This window comes from Streptomyces sp. SID10853 (assembly GCF_010548145.1).
Lineage (GTDB): Bacteria > Actinomycetota > Actinomycetes > Streptomycetales > Streptomycetaceae > Streptomyces.
This window is the reverse complement of the sequence record NZ_JAAGLN010000011.1, coordinates 25854-51810: the sequence shown is the minus strand read 5'-3', so window position 1 is coordinate 51810 and position 25957 is coordinate 25854. Positions and strand designations below refer to the sequence as shown.

General features: G+C 68.3%; 21 protein-coding genes and 1 pseudogene. 10 read left to right on the top strand and 12 right to left on the bottom strand.

Going from position 1 to position 25957, the window contains the following annotated elements:
• Positions 1 to 117 precede the first annotated feature (117 nt).
• Together G3I19_RS04680 and G3I19_RS04675 are read right to left on the bottom strand one after the other, a co-directional pair.
• Positions 118 to 798, bottom strand: a complete 681-nt coding sequence (locus G3I19_RS04680) for a response regulator transcription factor (RefSeq protein WP_102918029.1) — start codon at positions 796 to 798, stop codon at positions 118 to 120.
• Entirely contained in the window at positions 795 to 2153 is a 1359-nt protein-coding gene (locus tag G3I19_RS04675; RefSeq protein ID WP_164259767.1) for an ATP-binding protein, read from the bottom strand. The genes G3I19_RS04680 and G3I19_RS04675 overlap by 4 nt, the downstream gene beginning before the upstream one ends.
• Before the next feature lie 225 nt (positions 2154 to 2378).
• Between G3I19_RS04675 and phoU the strand changes: the two genes are divergently transcribed.
• The 3 genes from phoU (at position 2379) to G3I19_RS04665 (ending at position 5847) form a co-directional block, all read left to right on the top strand.
• Entirely contained in the window at positions 2379 to 3059 is a 681-nt protein-coding gene (phoU, locus tag G3I19_RS04670; RefSeq protein WP_164259765.1) for a phosphate signaling complex protein PhoU, read from the top strand.
• A 99-nt stretch (positions 3060 to 3158) separates the two neighbouring features.
• Complete coding sequence (locus tag G3I19_RS36785) at positions 3159 to 3299, top strand: hypothetical protein (protein WP_203599177.1); 141 nt, start codon at positions 3159 to 3161, stop codon at positions 3297 to 3299.
• 1390 nt (positions 3300 to 4689) lie between these two features.
• A complete protein-coding gene (locus G3I19_RS04665) occupies positions 4690 to 5847 on the top strand; it encodes an alpha/beta hydrolase (protein WP_164259763.1) in 1158 nt (385 codons plus the stop codon).
• Between the two features lie 422 nt (positions 5848 to 6269).
• Here the strand turns inward: G3I19_RS04665 and G3I19_RS04660 are convergent, their stop codons facing one another.
• Complete coding sequence (locus G3I19_RS04660; RefSeq protein ID WP_164259761.1) at positions 6270 to 8015, bottom strand: DUF4209 domain-containing protein; 1746 nt, start codon at positions 8013 to 8015, stop codon at positions 6270 to 6272.
• A 1772-nt stretch (positions 8016 to 9787) separates the two neighbouring features.
• On the opposite strand from G3I19_RS04660, the gene G3I19_RS04655 reads away from it, so the two are divergent.
• Positions 9788 to 9955: a hypothetical protein gene (locus tag G3I19_RS04655; RefSeq protein ID WP_164259759.1), complete on the top strand. Its 168-nt coding sequence runs from the start codon at positions 9788 to 9790 to the stop codon at positions 9953 to 9955.
• An 87-nt stretch (positions 9956 to 10042) separates the two neighbouring features.
• On the opposite strand, the gene G3I19_RS04650 is transcribed toward G3I19_RS04655, so the two are convergent.
• The 5 genes from G3I19_RS04650 to mshA form a co-directional block, all read right to left on the bottom strand.
• A complete protein-coding gene (locus tag G3I19_RS04650; RefSeq protein ID WP_164259757.1) occupies positions 10043 to 10804 on the bottom strand; it encodes a phosphoglyceromutase in 762 nt (253 codons plus the stop codon).
• Positions 10805 to 10995: 191 nt separating this feature from the next.
• Positions 10996 to 12534, bottom strand: coding sequence for an MFS transporter (locus tag G3I19_RS04645; protein WP_239073967.1), 1539 nt, complete (start codon positions 12532 to 12534; stop codon positions 10996 to 10998).
• Between the two features lie 375 nt (positions 12535 to 12909).
• Positions 12910 to 14640: a glycosyl hydrolase family 28-related protein gene (locus G3I19_RS04640; protein ID WP_343234983.1), complete on the bottom strand. Its 1731-nt coding sequence runs from the start codon at positions 14638 to 14640 to the stop codon at positions 12910 to 12912.
• A gap of 173 nt (positions 14641 to 14813) precedes the next feature.
• Positions 14814 to 15341 (bottom strand): YbjN domain-containing protein, encoded by a 528-nt coding sequence (locus G3I19_RS04635; RefSeq protein WP_164259752.1) that lies wholly within the window; start codon positions 15339 to 15341, stop codon positions 14814 to 14816.
• Entirely contained in the window at positions 15334 to 16683 is a 1350-nt protein-coding gene (gene mshA, locus G3I19_RS04630; RefSeq protein ID WP_164259749.1) for a D-inositol-3-phosphate glycosyltransferase, read from the bottom strand. The genes G3I19_RS04635 and mshA overlap by 8 nt, the downstream gene beginning before the upstream one ends.
• 140 nt (positions 16684 to 16823) lie before the next feature.
• Between mshA and G3I19_RS04625 the strand changes: the two genes are divergently transcribed.
• From G3I19_RS04625 to G3I19_RS04615, 3 genes are all read left to right on the top strand, one after another.
• Positions 16824 to 17648, top strand: a complete 825-nt coding sequence (locus tag G3I19_RS04625; RefSeq protein WP_164259747.1) for a class I SAM-dependent methyltransferase — start codon at positions 16824 to 16826, stop codon at positions 17646 to 17648.
• 163 nt (positions 17649 to 17811) lie between these two features.
• The gene (locus G3I19_RS04620) at positions 17812 to 18912 is read left to right on the top strand and encodes a C40 family peptidase (RefSeq protein ID WP_164259745.1); all 1101 of its coding nucleotides are present in this window, start codon (positions 17812 to 17814) and stop codon (positions 18910 to 18912) included.
• 338 nt (positions 18913 to 19250) lie between these two features.
• Complete coding sequence (locus tag G3I19_RS04615) at positions 19251 to 20483, top strand: fused response regulator/phosphatase (protein ID WP_164259743.1); 1233 nt, start codon at positions 19251 to 19253, stop codon at positions 20481 to 20483.
• Positions 20484 to 20735: 252 nt separating this feature from the next.
• Here G3I19_RS04615 and G3I19_RS04610 read toward each other — a convergent pair whose 3' ends face one another.
• The 3 genes from G3I19_RS04610 to G3I19_RS37260 form a co-directional block, all read right to left on the bottom strand.
• On the bottom strand, positions 20736 to 21083 hold the full coding sequence (locus G3I19_RS04610) for a DUF2516 family protein (RefSeq protein WP_164259741.1): 348 nt from the start codon (positions 21081 to 21083) through the stop codon (positions 20736 to 20738).
• Positions 21084 to 21233: 150 nt separating this feature from the next.
• On the bottom strand, positions 21234 to 22055 hold the full coding sequence (locus G3I19_RS04605; protein WP_164259739.1) for a hypothetical protein: 822 nt from the start codon (positions 22053 to 22055) through the stop codon (positions 21234 to 21236).
• A gap of 18 nt (positions 22056 to 22073) precedes the next feature.
• The gene (locus G3I19_RS37260; protein WP_239073961.1) at positions 22074 to 22616 is read right to left on the bottom strand and encodes a helix-turn-helix transcriptional regulator; all 543 of its coding nucleotides are present in this window, start codon (positions 22614 to 22616) and stop codon (positions 22074 to 22076) included.
• A gap of 191 nt (positions 22617 to 22807) precedes the next feature.
• Between G3I19_RS37260 and G3I19_RS04595 the strand changes: the two are divergent.
• Positions 22808 to 23325, top strand: a pseudogene (locus G3I19_RS04595) (hypothetical protein).
• A 281-nt stretch (positions 23326 to 23606) separates the two neighbouring features.
• A complete protein-coding gene (locus tag G3I19_RS38010; RefSeq protein ID WP_275402690.1) occupies positions 23607 to 23732 on the top strand; it encodes a hypothetical protein in 126 nt (41 codons plus the stop codon).
• 485 nt (positions 23733 to 24217) lie between these two features.
• Here the strand turns inward: G3I19_RS38010 and G3I19_RS04590 are convergent, their stop codons facing one another.
• Positions 24218 to 24817 (bottom strand): helix-turn-helix domain-containing protein, encoded by a 600-nt coding sequence (locus G3I19_RS04590; RefSeq protein WP_203599174.1) that lies wholly within the window; start codon positions 24815 to 24817, stop codon positions 24218 to 24220.
• Between the two features lie 61 nt (positions 24818 to 24878).
• Between G3I19_RS04590 and G3I19_RS04585 the strand changes: the two genes are divergently transcribed.
• A complete protein-coding gene (locus G3I19_RS04585; protein ID WP_164259737.1) occupies positions 24879 to 25709 on the top strand; it encodes a class I SAM-dependent methyltransferase in 831 nt (276 codons plus the stop codon).
• Positions 25710 to 25957: the final 248 nt, after the last annotated feature.

The following is a 25957-nucleotide window of genomic DNA, read 5'->3' as shown; positions in this document are numbered from 1 at the left end:
CACCGAGCACCGCGAAACGCGAACAGCAACACGCTTCACAGAGGTGCCCCACACAGAAGTGCCCCACCGGACAGTCCGATTCCGGCGGGGCACCTCTGCTTTCCGTACGCGTACGGTTTACGGCTCGAACTTGTAGCCCAGGCCCCGGACCGTCACCAGGTAGCGGGGCGCGCCCGGGTCCGGCTCGATCTTGGCGCGCAGGCGCTTCACATGGACGTCGAGGGTCTTGGTGTCCCCCACGTAGTCCGCGCCCCAGACCCGGTCGATCAGCTGCATCCGGGTCAGGACCCGGCCCGCGTTCCTGAGCAGCATCTCCAGCAGGTCGAACTCCTTGAGCGGCAGGTCGACCTTGGCGCCGGAGACCGTCACGACATGGCGGTCCACATCCATCCGGACCGGACCTGCCTCCAGGGCCGCGGGCGAGACCTCCTCGGGCTCGCCCCGGCGGCGCAGCACCGCGCGGATACGGGCGACCAGCTCCCGTGACGAAAAGGGCTTGGTGACGTAGTCGTCGGCCCCTATTTCCAGCCCGACCACCTTGTCGATCTCGCTGTCCTTGGCCGTCACCATGATCACCGGGACGTTGGAGCGGCCGCGCAGCTGGCGGCACACTTCGGTGCCGGGCAGCCCCGGCAGCATCAGGTCGAGCAGTACGAGGTCGGCGCCGTTGCGCTCGAATTCGTCGAGTCCGTCGGGGCCGGTGGCCGCGATGGCGACCTCGAACCCTTCTTTGCGGAGCATGTAGGACAGGGCGTCGCTGAAGGATTCCTCATCCTCGACGACAAGCACTCGGGTCACGGAAGGACCTCCGGGGCAGGAATGGGTTCAGAGGACAGGAAGGTCGCGAACGGCTGATCGCCGTCGTCACCGTCATCGCCGACAGCGTCGTCGGGGTCGGCGGGGTCGGCGGGAGCGTCCGGTGCGGCAGGTGCGGGTGCGGGGGCCGGATCCTTGCGGCCGCGTCGGTTGCGTACGGAACCGGCTTCCGGCAGCCGCAGGGTGAAGGTGGAGCCCTGGCCCTCCGAGCTCCACACCGTGACCTCCCCGCCGTGCGAGGCGGCCACATGTTTGACGATGGCGAGGCCCAGGCCCGTACCGCCGGTGGCGCGGGAGCGGGCCGGGTCGACACGGTAGAAGCGCTCGAAGATCCGCTCGCGGTCCTTCTCGGTGATGCCGAGGCCCTGGTCGGTGACGGCGATCTCGATGAGTCCCCCAGAGCCGAAAGCCTGGGAGGTGCCCCCTCCGCCGGGGGCGGAGGAGCGGCGGGCGGCGATGCCGACCCGGGTGCGGGCCGGTGAGTAGTTGACCGCGTTCTCCACGAGGTTTCCCAGCGCGGCGGCGAGCTGGGAGCGGTTACCCCAGACATGGAGGTCGGCCGTGCCGCCGGCGGCCATGGTGATCTGTTTGGTGCCCGCCTGGTGGCGGCAGCGGTCGATGGCCTCGGCGACCAGCACGTCGACCCGGACCGGCTCGGCGTCTTCGAGCGGGTCGTCGTTCTGGACGCGGGAGAGATCGATGAGCTCTTGGACCAGATTGGTGAGCCGGGTCGCCTCTATCTGCATCCGGCCCGCGAAACGGGTGACCGCCTCCGGGTCGTCCGATGCGCCCATGACCGCCTCGGAGAGCAGCGAGAGCGCGCCGACCGGGGTCTTCAGCTCATGGCTGACGTTGGCCACGAAGTCGCGCCGGACGGCTTCGATGCGCCGGGCCTCGGTGAGGTCCTCGACGAGCAGCAGCACCAGCCGGGAGCCGAGCGGCGCCACCCGGGCGGAGACCGCGAGCGCCTCGCCGCGGCCGGTGCCCCGGCGGGGAAGGTCGAGCTCGACCTGTCGTATCTCCCCGTCACGCCGGGTGTCCCGGGCCATGTGCAGCATGGGCTCCACGGCCAGCTTCCCGCCCCTGACCAGCCCCAGGGCGTACGCCGCCGAGCTGGCCTTGACCACCGCGTCGCTCTCGTCGAGCACCACGGCCGATGAGCTGAGCACGGAGAGAACGGTGTCCACGCCGGGCGGCAGCACGTCGTCGGTGTGCAGGGAGGTCCGGGTGGGGCGTGCCAGCTCGCGCTCGCTCCAGCGGAACGCCAGCACGCCGATCACACCGGTGCACAGCCCGGCGATCGCGCTTGCTGCGGCGACCGCCGCGTTCACGTCCATGTGTCCAGGTTATGCGGCCCCACCGACACATCCCCAGCCATACGGGTGTCTGCTCGAACGTTCGTCGCTCAGAGTTCACCGAGGGGATAGGGCCGGTTCACTTGGGATGACGGAAACGGACGCGTGGCCCACCGACCGTGGAAGCGTGGAGGTGGGGACACCTCTGCACCGGTCAGCCGCACATGATCAGCCGTAATAGATCAGCCGTACAAGAGAGGGACTCCCATGCGGGACGCGTACCACGAGGAACTGGACTCGATCGGCGAGGGCCTGGTCGAAATGGCCCGGCTCGTCGGTTCGGCGATCGGCCGGGCCACGACCGCGATGCTGGACGCCGATCTGAAGCTCGCCGAGAGCGTGATCGCGGCCGACCAGAAGGTCGACGACCTCCAGCACGACCTCGAAGCACGAGCCATCGCCCTGCTCGCCAGGCAGCAGCCCGTCGCCACCGATCTGCGCATCGTGGTCACCTCGCTGCGGATGAGCGCCGACCTGGAACGCTCGGGCGACCTGGCCCAGCATGTCGCGAAGCTCACCCGGCTCCGCTACCCGGACCGGGCCGTTCCGCATGACCTGCACGCCACGATCCTGGAGATGGGACAGCTCGCGCAGCGGCTGATGGCGAAGGCCGCGGAGGTCATCATCACGATGGACGTCGACCTGGCGCTCCAGCTGGAGACGGACGACGACGAGATGGACCTGCTGCACCGGACGCTCTTCCAGCACCTGATGGACGACCGGTGGAAGCACGGCATCGAGACGGCGGTCGACGTGACGCTCCTCGGCCGCTACTACGAGCGCTTCGCCGACCACGCGGTCTCGGTGGCCAAGCGGGTGGTGTATCTGGTGACGGGCGAGCACGCCGACGAGATCCAGTCCGCGCCCGCCCAGGTAGAGGGGGCGTGAACGGCGCGCTTGCGCGCATGCGCCGTTGATGCGCCCCGCCCGGGTGGGTATGGGATGGCGGAGGCAGTTACGTCCTCGCATGCCGAGCAGGAGGAAATCATGGCCGATTCCCCCGTCACCGAACCCCAGCAGGATGCCCCGATCGAAGTGCACCATCTGCGCGTTCTCGGAGCCTGCGGCTGCGGCTCGGGCTGCGGCTGCGGCTGCCAGTCCGGCGCTCCGTGCCAGTGCGGCGGCTGACAGGGCTGAGGCGGACGGTTCCGTACGACGGCGAGGCCCCGGCCGTACCACCTGACGATTGATCGCGGTGGTGCGGGACGGGGCCTTCGCTGTGCCGCTTACGGGCGGCACGGACGGCGGTACCGGGGAGGAACGTCCCCGCCCGCCCATCTCTGATTACCTGTCACATTCGCCTGCCCCGAACCGTGTTGCCGCAAGGCGCGGCCGTCACGGGCACCAGGACCGAGACCGCACCGTCATCCGGGACCACCACTCCCCGGCCACCCCAGCTCCCGCGTGACTTCCGCGGAAAGGGCAAGTGGGTCGTCCGGGATCTGAACATCACCGTGCCGTTCACCTGGCAGGGCAGAGACGGCGACAGCCAGATGGGGTACTGCGGGCCTCCCGCAGTACCCCATCTGGTTCACGAGCCTGATCTACCACGGCACGCTCTGCACGCTGACCTACAAGTGGCCCGGCCTGCCGGACACCAGCGTGACCTGACCTCCGGCAGGGGCGGCCGGAGGGGCCGGAGAGGCCAGAGCAGCCGGAGGGGCACGGCTACCGAGTGGTGCGGACGGTGGCGTCCGGCACTCCCGACTGGGCGTTGACGAGACCGCTTGCGCTACTCGCTGACGATCCGGGAGTCCCGGAGACCACCTTGGAGACCGCCGGCGTGGTGGTCACCGCGAACGCGGAACTGAGTGAACACGTCCAGAGATCCTGAGATCCAGAGCCCCAGAGATGCTGCCAGGACCGGCATCGACTGAAAACAGGAATCTGACAGCCTCCTGACACCCTCTCCGTACCCTCCCACCCATGCGATACCTCCCAAGTCCGCTCCGTCGGCCACCCCTCCGTCCGCCGCAGCGGAACGCCCCTCGGCAGGCCGGGTAGCCGTCCACCAGCGGGCGGTCACCGTGGCACAGCAGCATTCGGTGCTCCAGTACTGGACGCCGGAGCGCATCGCCGCGCTCACCACGTCGGCGTCCGACAACCCGCCTGCCCGCGGCTCCAGCGGCGGGCCACGTTCCACGGACCACGGACTGAACCGGCGATCACCAAGCCGCTGCACGACCGGGCCCAGCGGGCCTAGTGGCGCCCCAGTCGCACAGGAACAGGAAGGGGACTGAGCCGAGCCGGCGGCGATCACCCACCGCTCATTTCCCGTCGGCCGCTCCGTCGCTCGTCGCTCCGTCGCATCAAAAGCCATCGCAATTCTCGGCATCCACCTTTTACATCTACCTTCCACATGGGTGAGGCGAATATGAAACTTGGACTCACAGGGCGTGCGAAGTTGCTGCTGCTTGCCGCGCCCGTAACAGCCTGTGCCGTTTGCTTCACTTCGACAGAGGCGTTCGCTGCCGCCGGTGGGTCCGGTACTCAGCCTGCGCGGCACGAGGTGAGAGAGGTGCGTTACAACCTGGGCGACCAGGCTTTCCCGCCGCCCAAGTCTCTCGGATACGTGGGCAACAACGAGCTGGACGGGGCCGTGTACTACCCCGACGACATCTCCTCGGGCACCCACCCGCTGATCATGATCGAGCATGGATTCTGGGACACCTGCGCCGACGCCGCCGCCTCCACGTCACTTGCCGCGGCGCAAGCCGCGCTGGCGAAGGACGAGCAGAGCGGCGACAAGGTAGACGCGGCGAAGCAGGAGGCGATCATCAAGGCCGACTCGGACCGGCTGTCGGCCTGGCCGTGCGCATCCGGGGTGCGGCAGATCCCCAGCTATCTCGGATACGACTACCTGGGCCGTGATCTGGCAAGCCAGGGGTTCGTCGTTGTCTCCATCGGGGCGAACGGCATCAACTCGACGTCCTCCGGCCAGGCCGACACGGTCTATCAGGAGCGCGCGGCACTGATCAACGCCCAGTTGCGGATGTGGCAGCAACTGTCGTCGACGGGCGAGGGCCCGCTGCACGGCAGCTTCGTCGACGCCAGGTCCGGACATACGTCGCCGGTGAACTTCAAGAACCATGTGGACCTGAAGAACGTGGGGCTGATGGGCCACTCCATGGGCGGCGGCGGAGTGATGCAGGAGATCGCCGACAGCAGCCGCAACACGTGGCCCAAAGGCGTGTCCATCAACGCGGCGTTCGCTCTCGCACCCACCGCCACCTGGGACGTCGATCCCATCACCAAGACATCGTTTGCGGTGATGTGGGGCACGTGCGACCAGGTGAACACCGGGGAGTACTTCGACTGGAACAAGGACGACAACAGCGCACCGATAGCCCAGTACACGGTGCCCGGCGGTGTCCACGACTTCTACAACAAGCAGTGGTCACCCAGCAGCGGCCAGGTCAGCGCCCATGACGACGCCGTTCCCGGCAGCAAGCCAGGCACCTGCAAGTCCCAGTTCCCCGGGGCCACCACCCCCCAGAGCGATCAGAAGGAACTCTCGGAGCAGCGGCAGCGCCGGATCACCCAGGATTACGTGAGCGCCTATTTCGCCGACCACCTGCTCGGCCGGACGCAGTATGAGCCCTACCTGACGGGAGCGAAGCCGTTCCCCGGGATGGGCGGTGCCGTCAGCACCCGGTTCGACGGGGGCAGCAACTGAGCTTGATCCGTGTGAGGGCCCCCGCGGCCCCCGCACGCACACCCCCGCTCAGCTGAAAGCCCCTTGCCCACGGAGACTCCGCGGGCAAGGGGCTCAAAGCTTCGGGGCTTACTTCTTCTTGCCCTGGGTCTTGTCGGGGATCTTGGGGGCCTGCGTTTTTGCAGCTCTGGGGCCGGGGCTCAGGCGTCTGACTGGTCGTCATTGGTCGTTGCTGGCCGGTGTTGAGCGGCTTCGGACGGCCCAGGGACGGCCCGAAACTCTCGGGCTCCGCCCTAGTCTGACCACCTTGCACCTCCTCGGGAGAGGGGCGCCGATACACACGGCGCCTCCCATGCGGCCCTACAGAGGGCCTGTCGGACGACCTGTAGTTCTTCGAGGGACCAGACACATGCGCCAGGCGTCCTTGATGCTTCCTCGGCCCGTTAAGAGTCCGCACCATCATCCGGGCGGTCATGCAACGACCATAGATAGATCGCAATCTGCAACACTACGGCAGCAGCAGGCATCCCCAAATTGTCAATGAATCCATGCGCCATCTCATTTCTAATATTCCAACCTCCGGCAGGGTTAGCGCAAACTGTCAGTACGCATCGATGCCAGGACTCTTCCATTCCGTGGGCTTTCAAGATGTCGAGCAGATATCCCAATCCGGGGTACTGTCCAGGCTTCTGGTCACGCTGAAGTCGATAGACGCCCCGATCCATGGCGATCACCAGATTGCGAACCATGGTCTCGATTCTTGGAATGATGGTGAAGGCTGACCCCTCAGCGTCCCCCGCCCAATAGCGAATGAACGCTCGCGCTAATGAATGGGCTAGATCTTCGTCAGTGAGCGGCGCTTGAGAAAAAAATTCCGCCAGCTCGTTTTCCGTAGGGATGCCATACGTATCGGCCACTCTTGAAAGGGCCATGGCCAGTATCGGAGCAAAGATCTGAATATTGTAAGACTCCTGCTCGGCAAGAGCAACAGCTTCACGATCTCCGTCCGATTGAGGGCGATATCTCGGCAGTCCGTCACCTCCGAGCAACTCTTTAGAGAGTAGATTGCTGAGTGCAAATTCACGCGCATGCTGTTCCATTCTAGCCTTATTTTGCGTCAAGTCTCCGGTTGCTGGACCGTAAACCTGGTAGAGGCCAAGCAAGGCGTGCTGCCAATTTCCGGCTCCGGTGATGGGTGCGAGCAAACGCTCAATCTCGGCGTCATCGATAGCGGTTGACGCCGAAAAGGTAACCAACCCCAGGTCCTCCTTACGGAGGCTCTGCAAGTTAGCGGCTGCCTGCTCAACCAGACCACGGTCTTGACTACTCTCGGCACATTCCAGCGCTTTCTTCAGGTGGGTAGCGCGGATGAGCCCCTCGGAGTGGCCTGCCGCCTCGGTCCATACCTCCACCAGATGCGCCCACAGTTCTTTTTTCGCTGCTGCATCCGAGGCCCTGGCAATCTGAAGCCTCAAAATACTGTCACGAATGAATGGGTCGTCATACTCAGTAAAGGCATCCTCCAGCAGGTCATTAACCGCGTCCGGAGGGTTGTCCTCCGCGAGAACCGATTCAATCAGGCGCATGAAGACACCAGGGCGCTGGCCACCGCCAGATAGCTCCTGGCGGGCATCGTCCAACAATTCGCTTACGATCAGGTCTGCTTGATCGTAAGAATTGACCGAGCGGGCAACCCTCAGGCCGATTCCCAAAAATTTCGCTCGATCAAGGCCTACTTCCCAATTCTTCGCAGCCGCCCGGTAGCTTTCAGCTGCTGCGATCGCGTACTCATGAGCCCTTCCGAAACGTCGTTCAAATAGAAGGTGCTGAAGGCGTGCCAATCCCCAGTGGGAAGTGACTCTTGTTGTCAATGTATGCCACACACTGACAACCTCTTCGGCAACAACAGCCACCTTTGGAGGGGTCGTTTCCTCAGAAGCCCCAAAGAAACGTGGCTCCACCGCCAGCCTTCGCCGGTTGTTGTCCTGTTCAACCGAGATTTCGTATTCGAAAGCCCAAAGGGCTGCCTTTACCGGGAGATCGGAAATTTCTTCTACCGGGAAATCGCTCGGCATTCCACTGAGCAAGGCCACACGTAAAGCTCGGTCGGCCTCAAACCGCGATGTAGCCTGGCCTGCTTGATCAATGGCGCTAGCTACGGCAGCAATTTGTTCATCTTGCGGCATCATGGCCAAATTATGGCTGGCTTTCGGTCGCTGCGCTACCAGGTTCCCTATCTCGGGGAACATGCTGGCCTGAGCGCCATCGCGGTGGGCCAAGATTGGCTGCGGGTGATCTTGGAAACCGTGGTGGTGCAAGCCACCGTGGTTTCAGATCAAGCACTCATGGAGCAGGTTGAAGGCCCTGATCAGGAACATCGATCGTCGGCCCGCGACCACTGCTTGTTGGTGACCGCGATGATTCCCCGTGGTTTTCCTGGTCTATCGGGTATGGATGGGGCACGCACGCTCTCAGGTCCGAGAGCCTGTCTTCGCTCTTCTGCGTACGACTAGCCCCTTGCCCTGACACACTCAGCCAGTGATCAGTGTGACTGCTGCCGCAGGGCAGCCCGAGAGCTTCATGTCGTCTATCCCGGCTGCTGCACTCGTAGGGGCGATGGCCCTACTGTTCACGGTCGTTACGTTCTGGTGGCTCAATGCCCGACTGGGGCGCTTGAAGAGTTGGGAGCCCCAGACCTACGCGATGTCACTCGGTCGGGACTATGTTCGTGTACGCCTGCCACTGGTCATGTACAACACTGGGGCGAGGTCAATCGTGGTGTTGGACATGCGCATGCGTTTCCCGGAGGAGCCCACCGCCTTGTGGCCGCTGCAATGGACCGGCACATCTGAAGAGCTCATGCCTAAATCAGGAAGTCGCGTTCTACCCCCAGCGGGCTTCGCCATTGCGGGTCGGACGGCAGAGCAGCGGGTTGTGACCTTCAGCGTTCCGTCGCCAGGTTTCATACCGGAAGGGCGTGAGTACCAGGCGGTGATCGAGGCGGTTCTTGGGCAGCGGAGAGTATGGCAGCGAGTGTTGAGACGAGAAGATAGGTGGCAGCCGGTCGTGCGCCTTACCCTCCGGATAGGCTTGGCGCGGTACTCAGGCTCCTTCGCTCCGTACTCGAATTCCCCTCTTGAGCTGAGCCCAGAAGACCTTCGGGCACCTGACGAAGCTATGCAGCGTCTCGCTCTACGACTACGCGATGAACGCAAGGAGAGTCCCTAGGGTCGATAACCCGTCTCGCCTGAGAGCGGCTTTCGTACTACTCGAACCGAGGCGATTCCTCACCCACCACTTACCCCTGCCCCCATCCTCCGTCTTTGCGTGACTAAGGCTTAGTCTTCGTGATTCATAGCCCGACTTAGCGCTTCATCGTTCATGGTTCATAGCCCGAGTTAACGCTTCATCGTTCGTGATTCATAGCCCGAGTTAACGCTTCATCGTTCGTGATTCATAGCCCGAGTCAACGCTTCATCGTTCGTGATTCATAGCCCGAGTCAACGCTTCATCGTTCGTGATTCACGATCTATCGACAGACTCCAGCATCCGGGCACATCACGCAACTAGCGAGCTAGCTACCTAGCTCGCTAGTTGGCTTGCTGGCTTGCTTGTTGGCTGACTCGATGGCTCGATGGATAGGCGGCTCGATGGGCGGATGGATAGATGGTTCGATTGGCCCGAGGCTAGGAGTCGAGCCCGCCACTCACTCAGGTGCCCAATTGAGGCGGCTAGGCGAGATCGACCCGCGAACAGAACCACGCGGCCAGGAATGGCGCAGGCCCCACGGAGAGCCATAGAGGCCGCATACTGCAAGGTTTGGCGCTCGGCCGAAAGATAGCTAGGCTCCCTCAGCATCGAAAGAAAGAGGGGCCGCCCATGCAGGGGCGACCCCTCCTCTCCATCGGTGCATGCACTACGCGTATCCCTAGCGAAATTCACGAACCCTATGGAGGCCACCATGGTGCCACGGCGCACCCTCCAGATCGACCTCTTCCCCCGGGAGCTGCCGTTCTGGCTCCTCGCCATGGGCGGTGCCGCCCTGGGCATGCAGGCAGGAGTCGACCCGCTCATCACCCTGCCCGCGGCCTTCCTCGCGACGGTCCGGGTTCGCGTCCGGCTCGTCTGAGGCGCGACGGCCCAACCACGGCCCCAGCGCAGCAAAAAGCCCCCTACCAGCGGAGAACCCGCAGGTAGGGGGCTTAAAGCGTCAGGCTTACTTCTTCTTGCCCTGGTTCTTGACCGCCTCGATGGCCGCCGCCGCCGCGTCCGGGTCCAGGTAGGTGCCGCCCGGGTTGACCGGCTTGAAGTCGGCGTCCAGTTCGTAGGCGAGCGGGATGCCCGTCGGGATGTTCAGGCCCGCGATGTCCGCGTCCGAGATGCCGTCCAGGTGCTTGACCAGGGCGCGCAGGGAGTTGCCGTGTGCGGCGACCAGGACCGTGCGGCCGGCCAGGAGGTCCGGGACGATGCCGTCGTACCAGTACGGCAGCATGCGGACCACGACGTCCTTGAGGCACTCGGTGCGCGGGCGCAGCTCCGGGGGGATCGTCGCGTACCGGGCGTCGTCGCTCTGCGAGTACTGCGCGCCGTCCTCGAGGGCCGGCGGCGGGGTGTCGTAGGAGCGGCGCCACAGCATGAACTGCTCCTCGCCGAACTCGGCGAGCGTCTGCGCCTTGTCCTTGCCCTGGAGCGCGCCGTAGTGCCGCTCGTTCAGCCGCCAGGAGCGGTGCACGGGGATCCAGTGGCGGTCCGCGGCCTCCAGCGAGAGCTGGGCGGTGCGGATGGCGCGCTTCTGGAGGGAGGTGTGCACGACATCGGGGAGCAGGCCGGCGTCCGTGAGCAGCTCACCGCCGCGGACCGCCTCCTTCTCGCCCTTCTGCGTCAGGTTGACGTCCACCCAACCGGTGAACTGATTCGTCGCGTTCCATTCGCTCTCGCCGTGGCGGAGGAGGATCAGCTTGTACGGTGCGTCGGCCATGCCCCCGAGCCTAATCGACGGCCCGGGGGTCGCCGATTGACGCCCTGGGTCCGGACGACGGGACGGCCGGCCGGCCGTGACCGGATCGCCGGGACCGGCGATCCACGGCGCCCACTGCGCCCACTCCTTCCGCTCCGTTCATCCCGTCCGCCCCGTCCGCCCCGTCCGCCCCGCCCCGCCGTCCTGTCCCGTCACACCCGCGCGCCGTCCTCCGTCCGCTGTTGTGGGGGCTGCGGTTCCGCCGTCACCCGGGTGCCCGGGTGGAAGTACGAGCAGATGAAGGCGAGGGCGAGGGCGCCGGCCATCCCGTAGAAGACCACCCGGTTCGCCTCGGCGAAGTCCAGCCGGATCGCGCCCATCGCGTGCCGCGTCGCGCTCGCGACCGGCCCGCTGCCCGTCGGACCGCTCGAATCGGCGTGGCCTGTCACGGCCTCGGCGATGCTGTGCGCCGTGCGTTTCGCCGCCCGGTCCGGCAGGCCGTCGGCGCGCAGGGTGCGGGTGACCCGGTCGGTGGTGACATGGGTGAGGACCGTGCCGAACACCGCGAGGCCCACACTGGCCGCGTAGTTGCGCACCGTCTGCGTGATGCCGGTGACCTCCCCGTACGACGCGTCGATCGCGCGGTTGACCGCGTCCGTGGACGCCGGGGCGAGCAGGAATCCGATGCCTGCCCCGGCCAGTGCCGCGTAGGGCCACTGGTCGTGCATCGCCAGTGTCGTCATCCGGTGGGCCCACAGGGCGAATCCGATGGCGCCCAGCGCGCAGCCCAGCTTCAGGGCCGGCCGGGCGCCGCGCCGGTCCAGGATGCGCCCGCCCCACTGGGAGGCCAGGCCGAAACCGACGAAGAAGTACAGCAGGTAGAGGGCCGCCTGGTTCGGTGAGGCGCTCAGCGACACCTGCGCGTACACCGAGGCGAAGAAGAAGACCGGTACGAACGCGATCATCGCCAGGAACAGCACGACGACATCGACGGTGAAGGCCCGGTCCCGGAACACCCGGAGCCTGATGAGCGGATGCCCCGTGCGGAGCTCCAGCGCGCCGAACACCACCAGGACCAGCAGGCCGCCCGCGATGCAGAGCCAGGTGGCGGCACTGTCCCAGCCCCACGCGGACGCCTGCTGGAGTCCGAAGACACTCAGCCCCATCCCCACGGCGACGAGCACAGCACCCGGCACGTCGAGGGGCTCGTGGGTCGCGTTGCGGGGGATACGGGCTTTCGCCGTCAGGGCCAGGGCGATGATGGCGACCGGTACGTTGACCCAGAAGATCGCCCGCCAGGTCCAGTCGGTGAGCCAGCCGCCGAGCAGCGGGCCGACACACGTCAGGGCGCCCGACAGCCCGAAGAAGAGCGCCAGCGCGCGCCCCCGGCGCTCCACGGGGAAGACCGCGACCACCACGGCGAGCGCCGCAGGGAACATCAGCGCCGCCCCCACGCCCTGCACCGCCCGGAAGGCGATCAGCCAGGTCTGGGCGCCCCCGCCCCTGGGTACCGCACCGCACAGCGCCGACGCGATCACGAAGACCAGCGTGCCGGTCACCATGATCCGGCGGTGCCCGAAGATGTCCGAGAGCCGGCCGCCGAGCGCGAAGAACGCGGCCAGGGTCAGCAGATAGGCGTTGACCACCCACTGCATCCCGGACGCGGAAAGTCCCAGCTCATGGATGATGTCCGGCGCCGCGATGGCCACGATCGTCTGGTCGATGAACGTCATCGAGACGGCGAACAGCATGGCGGCCAGCGTCAGCGTCTGGTTCGGCGCGAATCTGCCGGTGGCGGGTGCGGAGGAGGAGGAGGAGGAGGAGGCGGAGTGGTCCCCTTTGTCGCTCATGGACGAAATAGTCCACCGGGGCCGGGGATCCCGCACGCCGGGACCAGCACACCGGAAACCAGCACGCCGGGACCCCGCACACCGGGACCAGCACGCCGGGACCCCGCACGCGGGGAACGCCCGGCCCCGGGCGGCCCCGGGCGGGCGGGACAAGGCAGGACCTGGCCGGGCAGGGCCGGGCCGGGCAAGGCAGGACCTGGCAGGACCTGGCCGGGCAGGGCACAGGCGTTCCGGGGTGGCCGGGCCTACCCTGCCCCGGAGCGCCCGGCGGGCCGGCTACGGGTGCAGCCCCCGTTGCGCCTCGTGCAGATTGGCGGGGTGTACGGATTCCGGCGCGCCGTACGCCTCCAGGCGCGTATGCAGATCGCCGGTGAAGTCCGGCACGTCGATCTGGCCGAACGGTCTGACCTTGCTGATGCCGACGCTCGCGCTGTACGGGGCGAGGCCGTCGATCTTCATCAGGCCCTCGCGGCCGTTGGTGACCCGGATGTTCCAGTGGGTGAACCTGGCGCCGAAGAGCGGCCCTGCCGATGCGTCCCCGCCGTGCTGCCCGTCGTTGTCGACGGTGATGTCGGTGCGCACATTGGCGAACGGCAGGCCCCGGTGCGAGTCGAAGGTGCCCATCTCCATCACTCCGCGCGACCAGACGTTGTGGCTGGAGAGCCCCTCGACGTTGATGCCGTGCAGCTGGGTGCCGGCCGGGGCGGGCACCGTGCGCTCGGCGATCGTGAAGTCCTCGACGAGGTTGTCGTGCGACCCCTCCCGGCAGAAGTACGGATGGTGCGAGCCCCGCCCCTCGACGCGGGTGCGGCGCAGGGTGGTGGCGGAGGCGGCGACCAGGCCGAAGCCGTTGTCGACGTCGCGTACGACGACGTCGTCGGCCCAGCAGTCGTACGTGCACTGGAACGCGACGCCGTTGTACCCCTTGTCGAGCAGATGCGGCGACTGCGGGGTGAGGACCGCTTCGAGCGTGAGCCCCTCCACGGCCGACCCGGTCAGCGGTGCCACATGGGTGGTGAGCCGGGGGTCCCACTCGGGGCGGATGTCGAGCGGGAGGGGGCGCTCCAGGGTGAGCCTGCGGCCGTGCACCGCCATGATGCGCACCGGCCACTCGTAGGGGACGTACGAGGTCAGCTTGGTCTTGTCGTCCCACTCGTACGCCTCGGGGCCCGGGCCGCCGCCCGCCATGTGCTCCAGGAGCGTGTGCCCCGCGTCGTCCGCGAGCCGGAGCAGCACCAGGTCGCCGCGGCGCAGCCGCTCGGTGTCCGCCACGGTGACCGTGCGGTCGCCCTGTCGCGCGGGGGCGACGGTGGTGAGGGTGCGCCACTCGTCGCGGCTGTTGCCCGTCCACCCCTCGAAGGGCCAGACCGCGGAGGTGATGGCGGCCCTCAGGCTCGCGAACCGCGCCTCGGGGCAGAGCCAGATGAGCCCGCCCGCCCAGGACCACGAGGACTTGTCGCCGCCGTACCGGGAGCCGTAGGGGCCGATCAGCTCGGTGAGGCTCTTCGTCGCGTGGAGCGTGGTGCGGCCACTGCCCGCGCCGCGCAGCACGACGTTGCTGTGCCCGATACGGATGAGGTCGTCGATACGGAAGGTGCCGGGCGGGAGGAGGACCGTGCCACCGCCGCGCCGGCCGGTGTCGGCGATGGCCCGGTTGATCGCGGGCGCCGAGTCGGCGGAGCCGTCGGGGACCGCGCCGTACTCCCGGACGTCGGCCACGACGGGGAGCCGGGGGAAGCGGCGCTCACCCGTGCGCCGGCCTGCGCCGCCGATGTACGGGATCTGGGGGTGGGTGTACGGGGTCCGGGTGAACTCCCGCCAGAGCGGGCCGGCGGACGGGGCCGCCCCGCCCCGTGGTGCGGCCTTGGGCCGTGGTGCGGCCTTGGGTCGCGGTGCGGCCTTGGCCGTCCCTCCGGTCGCGACGACGGCCGCGACGGCCGTGGCGCTGCCGAGCAGTGCACGTCTGCTGATGATCCCCACGAGAGCCACCCTTTCCCGGGTCTTCACGTATCTGAACATCGTTCATGAGTGCGTCGGGACGTGAGCATGCCACGGTGGCCCGGAGGCGGGGAAGGGGCGTGCACACGGGAATCACACCGCGCTGGGCGGCGGGCAGGATCGTGCCGACGCGGGGGGGGCGGGCGGACCCGACCAGGCGGACGCAGGCGGACGCGAGTGCGTCAGCCCTCGACCTCGCGGGTCAGATGCGTGAACGCATCCAGGTTCCGGGTGGGCTCGCCGCGCGACACCCGCCAGGCGTACTCCCGCTTGATCGCGCTCGCGAAACCCAGCTCAAGGAGCGTGTTGAAGGGCCCGTCGGCCGCTTCGAGCACGGATCCGAGCAGCCGGTCGATCTCGTCCGGTGTGACCACGGACAGCGGGAGCTTCCCGGCGAGGTAGATGTCGCCGAGCGAGTCGATCGCGTAACTCACCCCGTACAGACGGAGGTTGCGCTCCAGCAGCCACCGGTGCACCGCCGCGTCGTTCTCGTCGGGGTGCCGGATCACGAACGCGTTGACCGAGAGCGAATGCTTTCCGACGATCAGCGAGCAGGTGGTGGAGAGCTTCCGGGTGCCGGGGAGCTGCACCACGTAGGAACCGGGCTCCGGGCTCTCCCACTGCAGCTCGGCGTCCCTGAACGCCTGCTCCAGGATTTCCCGCGCGTCGGCCGCCTGTCGCACGTCGGCACCGCCAGCCTGATCAGCCATGGTGCGAGCGTACGCGACGACGGTGTTCGTGCACCGCCGCCGTGTAGACGTCAGCGGTCGCCGACGCCGCCGTGTCCCAGCCGAACCGGCCCGCGTGACGCGCGGCGGCCCCGCCCATCTCGTCCACCAGCCCCGGGTTGTCGATGAAGCGGCGCAGCGCCACCGCGTACCGCTCCGGGTCGTGGCCGGGTATGAGGAAGCCGGTCGACCCTTCCCGTACGGCGACGGGCAGCCCGCCGACCTCGGCGGCCACCACCGGCGTTCCGGCCGCCTGGGCCTCGATGGCGACCAGGCCGAAGGACTCGTTGTACGAGGGCATGACCAGCACGGACGCGGCCCGGAACCAGTCGGCGAGCTGGTCCTGGCCGACCGGCGGGTGGAAGCGCACGAGATCCGCGATGCCGAGGCGGGCTGCCAGCTTCTGCAGGCCCTCCGGCTTGGCGAGGCCGCTGCCGCTGGGCCCGCCGACCACCGGCACCACCATGCGCTTGCGCAGCGAGGGGTCCTGGTCGAGCAGGACCGCCGCAGCGCGCAGCAGGATGTCGGGGGCCTTGAGCGGCTGGATCCGGCCGGCGAAGAGCGGTACGAAGGCGTCCTGCGGCAGCCCGAGGCGGGCCCGCGCCGCCGCCCGGCCGTCCGCGGGGCGGAAGCGGTCGAGGTTCACCCCGGGGTGGACGACGGCGACCTTGCCGGAGTCGGCCTCGTAGTGGCGTACCAGCTCGTCGGCCTCCTCGTCCGTGTTGGCGATGAGCCGGTCGGACGCCCGCACGATCTGGGTCTCGCCGATGACCCGCGCCGCGGGCTCGGGGGTGTCGCCGTCGGCCAGCGCGGCGTTCTTGACCTTCGCCATGGTGTGCATGGCGTGGACGAGCGGCGCGCCCCAGCGCTCGGCGGCGAGCCAGCCGACGTGGCCGGAGAGCCAGTAGTGGGAGTGCACCAGGTCGTAATAGCCGGGCCGGTGGCCGGCCCATGCCTGCATCACGCCGTGCGTGAAGGCGCAGAGCTGGGCGGGCAGCTCCTCCTTGGCCAGGCCCTCGTAGGGGCCGGCGTCCACATGGCGTACGAGGACGCCGGGCGCGAGATCGACGAGCGGCGGGAGGCCGCCCGTGGTGGCGCGGGTGAAGATCTCCACCTCGATGTTGATCGCGGCCAGCCGCTTCGCCAGCTCCACGATGTAGACGTTCATCCCGCCCGCGTCGCCGGTGCCCGGCTGGTGCAGGGGGGATGTGTGCACGCTGAGCATGGCGACCCTGCGCGGCTTGCGGAGCCCGGCGAACTTCAGCCGGGGCGGCCGCGCGGGTCCCGTGATCCGGCCGCCGAGCCGGGACACGTACTGGCTCACGTGGGCGGTCCTCTCCTCGCGCGGGCACGCTCGACTCCAGGGCAGGCGCACCCCGTCAGACGTCTGGAACAGCGGGACGCGCCGCCGCATTTCCGCTTTACCGAATAATTACCTTGACGCCGCTCACCTACGCTCTGCACATGGCCCAGTCGTCACCCCGCCGCCCCGCAGCCGCCCGTCCGGTGGGTGCGGTGACCCGTGGGACCACCAACCCCAACCGGCTGCGCCGTATGGACCGCTGGATCGCCGCCGTCCACGGCCCCGCCCTGCGGCGCTCGGCCGACCCGGTGGCGGTGGACCTCGGGTACGGGGCGGCGCCCTGGACCGCCGTGGAACTCCTCCAGCGGCTGCGGACGGCCGCGCCCGCCGCCGAGGTCGTCGGCATCGAGATCGAACCGGCCCGGGTCGCGGCCGCGAAGCCGTACGAGCGGCCGGGGCTCACCTTCCGGCACGGCGGTTTCGAGGTGCCGCTGGAGGGCCGCGGGCCCTCGCTGATCCGGGCGGCCAATGTGCTGCGGCAGTACGACGAGGAGCAGGTCGCCGCCGTCTGGGAACGGCTGTGCGCGCGGCTCGCCCCGGACGGACTGCTGGTGGAGGGGACCTGCGACGAGATCGGGCGGCGGCATGTGTGGGTCGCGCTCGGGCCCGGCGGGCCGCGCACGGTGACGTTCGCGACCCGGCTCGGCTCGCTGCGCCAGCCGTCCGACCTGGCGGAGCGGCTGCCGAAGGCGCTGATCCACCGGAACGTCCCCGGCGAGCCGGTGCACGCCTTTCTACGCGACTTCGACCGCGCCTGGGCGGCGGCCGCCCCGTACGCCTCGCTCGGCGCCCGGCAGCGCTGGATCGCCGCGGTGCGTTCCCTCTCCGCCGACTGGCCGCTGGCCGACGACGTCCGCAGGTGGCGACAGGGTGAAATCACCGTGAACTGGGCGGCGCTGGCGCCCCTGCCGGGAACTCGGACCTGACTCCGTTCGTCGGACCAGGCAGGGAGTGACGCGGGGAGCGGGCGGGGCCGGGGAGTTGTTGTACACCTCTGTCGCATTCGTGCGGGGCATGGCACTATCGCGCCAGCGCCACCTAAGTTACTGACGGTAAATCAGGTCTGTTTCAGCTCTGGAGGGGGAGCTCGTGAACCGACGCCGCTGTGTTGCCGCCGCAGTCCCGCTGGTCTGCGCACTGACCGTGCTGACCGCGCCGACTGCCGCGTACGCCGATCCCGGGCCATCGGGATCCGCGTCCGCCGGCTCGGGTTCCGGCTCCGGCTCTGATTCCGGCTCCAGCTCCAGCTCCAGTACCGAGCGGCTCGAAGCCGTCCGGAAGAAGATCGACGGCCTCTACCGCCAGGCCGGGTCCGCCACCGACGCGTACAACCTGGCCAAGGAGCAGGCCGAGAAGCAGTCGTCCGAGATCGTGAAGCTGGCCCAGCGCATCGTCCAGGGCCAGTCGAGGATCACCGCGCTGAAGAAGCAGGCCGGTGCCGAGGCCCGCGCCCAGTACCGGGACAGCGGTCTGCCGCCGGCGGCGCAGCTGATGCTCAGCGGCGATCCGGACAGCTTCCTGGACGGCGCCGACCAGCTGCGCGCGGGCCAGCAGGCACAGAAGAACCTGCTGGCCGAAATGGACCGGACGCAGAAGGACTTGACGGCGTACACCCAGGACGCGAGCGACCAGTGGCAGAAGCTGGAGTCCAACCGCAAGGAGCAGGCCAAGAAGAAGAAGGATATCGAGCAGAAGATCAAGGCGGCCAAGAAGCTCGAATCGGGCCTGGCCAAGAAGGAACAGGCGCGGCTCAAGAAGCTTGAGGAGCAGCAGGAGTTCAAGGCGCAGACGGCCTGGCTCAGCTCGGGAATCCTCAAGGAGATCAACAACAAGGCGAGCGCCGAGGGCAAGAAGGCCGTCAAGTTCGCCACGGACCAGATCGGCAAGCCGTACGTGTGGGGCGCCACAGGACCGAAGTCGTACGACTGCTCCGGACTGACCTCCCAGGCGTGGGCCGCGGCCGGTGACCCCATCCCGCGCACCTCGCAGGAGCAGTGGAAGCAGCTGCCGCACATCCCGGTGAAGGACATGCGCCCCGGGGACCTCATCATCTACTTCTCGGACGCGACCCACGTCGGGATGTACATAGGCGACGGAGCGATGGTGAACGCCCCGCGGCCCGGCAGGAACGTCACGATCGGGGGCGCGGGCTCGATGCCGATCCTGGGTGTGGTCCGGCCGGACAAGTAGCCCGGGCTCGATGCCGATCCTGGGTGTGGCCCGGCCGGACACGTGGCCGCCGGAGAGGTAGCCGCCCGCCGGCCCGCTCCCCCGGTCGTCCCTCCGGCCCTCCCCGCCCCCCATTCCGTGGCGTGCGTCACCCCGGGCAGGCCCGGCGGCCGAGTGACGTTCGTCATGGACCGGCACACCGCCAAACCGCCGGATGCGGGCCTGGAGTGGGCATATGACCCCGGTGGTTTCTCCGGCGCCATTCCACTGGAGCCCCGCCAACCGCTAAGGTCCCCGTCTGGTGGTGCGTCGACTGGCGCTCCACCGCGCCCTCGGGGGGAGGGAAGGAAACCGAAGCGATGGAGAACGGTCAGACCGTTCTGCCCCACCAGACCAGGGGACCGGACTCCACCGGCAGCACCGACCTGACGCTGCTGGTGATCGAGAACGATCCAGCGGGCACTTTCACGGTCCCGGAGCTGCTCGACGCGTCCGGGACGCGGGTACGCGTCCGTACCGCGCGGAACCTCACCGAGGCCGAGCGGCTGCTCACGGACGACGTGCACTGCATCCTGCTCGACCTGGCACTGCCGGGAGCGGACGCGGACGACGAGCTGTCCGTACTCCGCCATGTCCTGAAGCTCGCGCCCGGCCATGCCGTACTGGCGCTGGCCACATCGGGCCATGTGGAGAGCGCGGCGGACGCGGTCCGGGTCGGGGCGCAGGACTATCTGCTCCGCGAGGAGCTGGACGGCAGGCTGCTGAACCGCGCGGTCCGGTACGCCGTGGAGCGCAAGCGCGCCGACACCGCGCACTACAAGCTGGCCGAGTCCCGGCTGCGCGCCCAGGAGAACGCCCGTCTGGAGCGCGGCCTGCTCCCGACGCCGCTCCTCGAAGGCTCGGACCTGCGCTTCGCCGCGCGCTACCGGCCGGGCCGCTCACGCGCGCTGCTCGGCGGCGACTTCTACGACGTGGTGCGGACCCCCGACGGCACGGTGCACGCGATGATCGGCGACGTCTGCGGGCACGGCCCCGACGAAGCCGCGCTGGGGGTGGAACTGCGCATCGCCTGGCGGGCGTTGACGTTCGCCGGACTGTGCGGGGACCAGCTGCTCTCGACGCTGCAGCGGGTGCTGGAGCACGAGCGGGAGAGCGAGGAACTGTTCGCGACGCTCTGCACGGTCGACATCGCCCCGGACGGCCGCCGCGCCGGGCTCTGCCTGGCCGGGCACCCCGCCCCGCTGATCTCCCACGACGGCGGGACCGCGCGGCTCCTCCCCCAGGAGAACGGCGGCCCCGCACTCGGGCTGCTCCCGCAGGCACGCTGGCCCCGGCGCCAGGTCGAACTCGGCTCCGCCTGGAACCTGTTGATGTACACGGACGGCCTGATCGAGGGCCGGGTCGGCCAGGGGACGCAACGGCTCGGCCAGGAGGGCATGGTCGGGATGATCGACCGCCAGCTGACGGCGGGGCTGCGCGGCGAGAGCCTGCTGGAGGCCGCGGTGGCGGAGGTCCGCGACCTCAACGGCGGCGAACTGACCGACGACGTGGCGGTACTGCTGCTGGAGCGCCGGCGGGGTACGAACCTGTAGGCCCCGGCCCGCCGCGACCAGCGAGTGGGGCGGGTGCGGGGACGGGGACAGGGGGCGGGAGCGGGGATAGGGACAGGGGCGGGGACAGGGATGGAGATGGGGTGGACGGGAAACGCCCCGGATGCCATGGCGTCCGGGGCGTTACGTGCCGGTGGGGGCGGGATCGACAGCCGGGAGCAGTAATCGGGATCGGCAGTCGAGATCGCAGTCGGGACCGCAGTCGGGACCGCAGCCGGGATCGGAGCGTAAGGGCTACCGACCGCCGTTGTACGGGCCGTATGGTCCGTCGCTGCTGGAGCCGCCGCCTCTGCGGCCGCGGCCGCCACCGCCCGAGATCTGCCGGACCGCGGGACGCACATCCACCATGTAGACGATCGTCGCGATCAGCCCGATGACGGGCAGGAACGACAAGATCGAGAACAGCCAGTTCACCACGAACGCGATGGACAGGATGATCAGCCAGAACGGCTTCGTCTGCTTGCTCGCCGCCCGGTACGCGTCCTCCCGGCGGATCGCCGCGTCCACCACCGCGAAGCCGCTGAAGAGGATCAGCGCCAGACTCAACAGCGACATCAACCCTGCGAAACCCTGCATCAACACTGCACAACACCGCCTGTTCGACCGGCCATCAACACGGCCAAGCTACCGGGAGAACGGGCCGGGCACCCAGGAGGTGCCCGGCCCGGCCCGATCCATCCGAATCCGCCCCCTGCGGACGGATGCCCCGCTTCGCAGACTTCCCCGGAGGCCCTACTTACCGGCAGGCGGCGTGTTCTTCTTCGCCGCCGTGCTGCGCGGGGTGGGGCTCTTCCTGGCCGTGGCGGGCTTGGCCTCAGCCTTCACCTCGGACTTCGAAGCCGCAGCAGAGGTGGGCGCGGACGTGGAGGTGGAGGCGGACGCGGGCTTGGCGGCGGCGCGGGGCTGAGCGATCCGCGACTCGGACCTGGCGCCCGGCTTGGGCGCGGCCTTGGCCTCCGCACCCGGCTTCGGGGCGGTCCCGGTCCTGGCCTCGGTCCTGGACTTCGCGGTCCGGCTGCTGGGCGCGGTCCTGCTGCTGGGCGCGGTCCGCGTGGTGGTCTTGCCGGCCGGCTTCGCGCCTGACTTCGGCTTGGCCTGGGTGTCCGGCTCGACGACCGTGCCGAACACGACGATGTCGTCGGCGGCCTCGCCCCGCCACTGCCGCACGGACTGCTCGCCGCGCTCGGCGACCTTCTCGTACGTCTCACGGGCCCGGACCGCGTACTCCGCGGCCACGCCCACACTGCGCAGCGCCAGATCCTGCGCGGTCTCACCGAGCTTCTTCAGGTCGGTGTCGAACGCCCCGATCACCTCATTGACCTTCGCGGTCACGCTGGCCTGGGCCTCCTTGGCCTGCGTGGTCACGCGGTCCTGGACGTCCTTGGGGTCGGTGTTGCGCACCGCGTCGATACGGGCGGGCGCCTCGGCCTGGAACTTCTCCAGCAGCGCGGGCACCTTCTTGGCCTGCTGCACGGCGAGATCGGCCGTGCCGGCCGCGAAGTAGAGGGGGGTCGGGTCGGTGAGGGTCTTACGCAGGTCATCGGTGATGGCCATGACTGTGGTCCTCCCGGATCAGTTCGGTTCGTGGTCGTCGCGTACGTCTCGTACGCCGCGTACGTCGTTCTGCACTTCTTGATGCACGTCTTCATGCACGTGTTCATGCACGTCGTCGTGCACGTGTTGTTCGCCGTGCGCTGCGCGCTGGGGCGGCCGCGCGGCATCACTGCCGCCCGCCTGGCCGGTGTCCGCCGTGCGGGGCGCGTCCGGATCGAGCCCGTTCTCCTTGCGGAAGGAGTCGTAGATCTGGAGCAGCACCTGCTTCTGGCGCTCGGATATGGAGGGGTCGGCCAGAATGACGGCGCGCGTCTCCAGCTCGTCCCGCTCCCGCTCATCGAGGATCCCAGCCTGGACGTACAGGGTCTCCGCGGAGATCCGCAATGCCTTGGCCAGCTGCTGGAGGATGTCCGCGCTGGGCTTGCGGAGGCCGCGCTCGATCTGACTCAGATACGGATTGGACACCCCGGCCGCATCGGCAAGCTGGCGCAGGGAGAGCTGCGCGGAGCGCCGCTGCTCGCGCAGGTACCCACCGAGATTGCCGACGTTGAGTGATGCCATACGACGACTCTGCACCCATGTCGCTAACTTTTGCAAGCAGGCGCTTGCAAAAGTGTTACATCTGACCTGTGGGCCGGGTGTGACTCGCAGCGATAACTGTCACTTCGCAGGGGTTTCTGTCACCAGTCGCCCGTAGTCGCCGAGCGGAAATCCCCCAGGCCCTGACTGTGTGAGCCACTAGGTTGGTGTGCGTGGAGACACGGGGGCAGAGGTATCGGTATGTGGGTCCGGCTGAGCTGAAGGTGCTCGTCCGGGCGGGTGGTGAGGGGCGGAGCATCCGCTCGGCGGCGGACTTCGGCGAGTGGGCCTCGGCGCTGGCCCTGGATGAGTTGGCCGAGCCGTTCACGTTCGTCGTCGATGGCGGCGGGGTGCTGCGACTGTCTCCGCGCCGAAGTGAGCACGTGGTGTGTGCCGGCGGAGAGGTTCTGAGCGCAGGTGAGATGAGCTTCCGCAAGGAGCCGGGCGATGGGTGGTCGAGGAGGTCAGCAACCAGTCGACCGGCTACTGCCCGGACGTCAGCTCATGGCCCGCCGTGGCCGAGGCTCTGGATCGGACCGGTATCCATCGACCGCCCGGATTCACGCAGGAGGTCGTCTTTCGCCGATGCCACTCCTGCCGAGAGCTCAACATCGTGCGGGAAAAGGACTTCGTATGCGTCTTCTGCGGTGAGGATCTGCCGCCGGAGTGGAACGTTGGGGAGCCCTTGTGACTGGTCAGACCGCAAAGATCGCATCGCCTTGCGAGTGCGGCAGCACGGCGGTGCGGCAGGTGAACCAGTTCATCCTTCACGATGAGTTGTGGTGGGATTCGGAGTTCTCTTGCGGGTCCTGTGGGACCTACCTGTGCGAACACGCTGGTCCGGGACCAGCACCTGATGATGTACGTGTGGCTCTCCTCGCAGCGCATGGGTCCGTCAGGCTGCGGTTGGTCGGTTCGGTTCCCAGTCTCGTCCCAGCGTTGAAGATCTTTCGAGAGATTTCAGCGGCCTCCTTGTCACGGGCTCGTGAACTGGTCGAGGAGCTGACCCACGATGGCCTGGTGGGGACGCTGTCGGAGATGGAGTTCCTGAAGGCCCGGCTGCAGATGCGTGGATTTCCCGTCGACGTCGATCGGTAGCTGTCCCCGGAGGACCTCAAGGTCAGCTGCGGTCTGGCAGTGCCACCAGGGGAGGTCGGCAGGAGAGCGGTCACGGACGCCGCGATCCCGGGATCGCAGGGATGCCCTGCGTCAGTCAAGTCGCATCGAAATCAGATACACGCGCAGCCGGTCGATGCGCACCTACACGCAGCTCATGATTGCCTACGACAGCGGCTGGGTGCTGACGGCCCTGACCGGCTTCCTGATGGCGCGGCAGGGCAGCAGTAGCTGGAGTACGTCAATGCGGTCGGCATCCGTGGGCAGGGAGCCTTCAGACACCTGTGGCCGTTCCCGTTCGAGTCCGTACGGCCTGAGCGCCGGTTCCCGGCCTTCCGAGGTCAGGGCAACTGGTGCGGCTGGTACTGGTCGGCGACCTGCGGTGGCCATGTGGGATACGAGTCGGAGGCCTACCAGATCGGGGGGGGCAGGGGTGGGCGGGGCGACATGTGACCTGGGCGCTCAGGTCACGACTGGGGTGGTCGCAAGGCGCCGGCGATGACGGTGGTCACCATCTTGCGGACGGCAGCGGGCTGCGGTGGGGCGCTTGTCCGGTCGGCGAACAGCAGGTGCCCAGCCCCGACGAGGGTGGGGGCGAGCGTGTCGATGTCGGCGTCACCGGCCAGACGCCCCAGCTCCCGCTCGGCAGTGAGGTATGCGGCCATCATGGCGGCGCCCTGCACGGCCAGCGGGATGCCGGTCAGACCGGCCTCGCGCAACCGGGCGCGGAGGCCGTCACGGAAGGTGATGAGCGCGACAATCGCCACCGTGACCGGCCCGAACAGGTCCTGCAGCGCGTCGGAGAGATTGTCCACCACGCTCCCGGTGCCGGCGGCCGCACGCAGAGTCGTGGTCCGGTCCTCGATGCCGCGGACGCGGTCGAGGACCAGTTCCGCCAGGAAAGCGTCGAAGTCGGTGAAGTGCCGGTGCAGCACACCCTTGGCACACTTCGCCTCCTCCGTGACCGCCCGGCTGGTCAACGCGTCGGGCCCGTCCCGAAGCAGGACGCGCTCGGCGGCTTCGAACAACTGGCCGCGCACGTTGCGGATGTGCACTCCTGACGGCATTGTCTCCCTTTCCGCGCCGCCCCGCCTTAATAAGTGGGCGTCCGCCCATTAATGTGGGCGCATGCCCACTTTATCGCACGGACAGCCGGACGAGTCCGGCCCCGAGCCCCACCGCCACCGGCAGACGGCCGAGTCGTTCGGGACGGACGCTGAACGCTACGACCGCGCCCGACCGCCGTATCCCCAGCCCCTGGTGGACAGGATCGTCGCGGCAAGCCCCGGCCGGCACGTCCTCGACGTCGGAGCCGGGACCGGCATCGAGGCCCGGCAATTCCGGACAGCCGGCTGCACCGTGCTCGGTGTCGAGCCCGACGAGCGGATGGCCGCCTTCGCGCGACGCAGCCATGTCGAGGTCGAGGTCGCCAGGTTCGAGGACTGGCAGCCGGCAGGGCGGCAGTTCGACGCGGTCATCGCCGGCACCGCCTGGCACTGGGTGGACCCCGTCGCCGGTGCGGCCAAGGCGGCCCAGGTGCTCCGGCCCGGCGGCCGACTCGCGCCCTTCCACCACGTCCCCCAACTCCCGGCCGAGGTGATCGACGCCCTCGCCGAAACACTCCAACGGGTCGCCCCCGATTCCCCGTTCAACCCCGGCCTGCTCAGAGGATCGGCCGTGGACGCCTACCAGCCACTGTTCGCGAAGATCGCCGACGGCATCCGGCAGACCGGCAGGTTCAGCGAGCCGGAACAGTGGCGCTTCACCTGGGAGCACACCTACTCCCGAGAGGAGTGGATCGACCAGCTCCCTACCTTCGGCGGCCTCACCCAACTCTCCGCGGACACAATGGCGGAGGTCCTGGACAGCGCCGGGACTGCGATCGACATGCTCGGCGGCCACGCCACCATGCCCTACACATCCGTCGTGATCACCTCTGCCCGCTCCCGTACGGCCTGACCGCCGCAAACGTCGGGCGTCGCCGGGCGGAACAGACTGGTGAACTCGGCGACGCCCCAGGGAAACGGGGAAGAGAACTTGCAAGCGGGGAAAGTTCCCCGACTTCTTACGCCGGGCCTCGGCGGGCCCGGCACCTCCGCGCCGACCAGTGGACTTCCGCGATGAGCACCCTAGAGGCGGCTGCCTACAGTTGAGCGGGACATCGACGGCCGACCTGTCCCACTCAACCGTAGACACCGCAGGTCAGA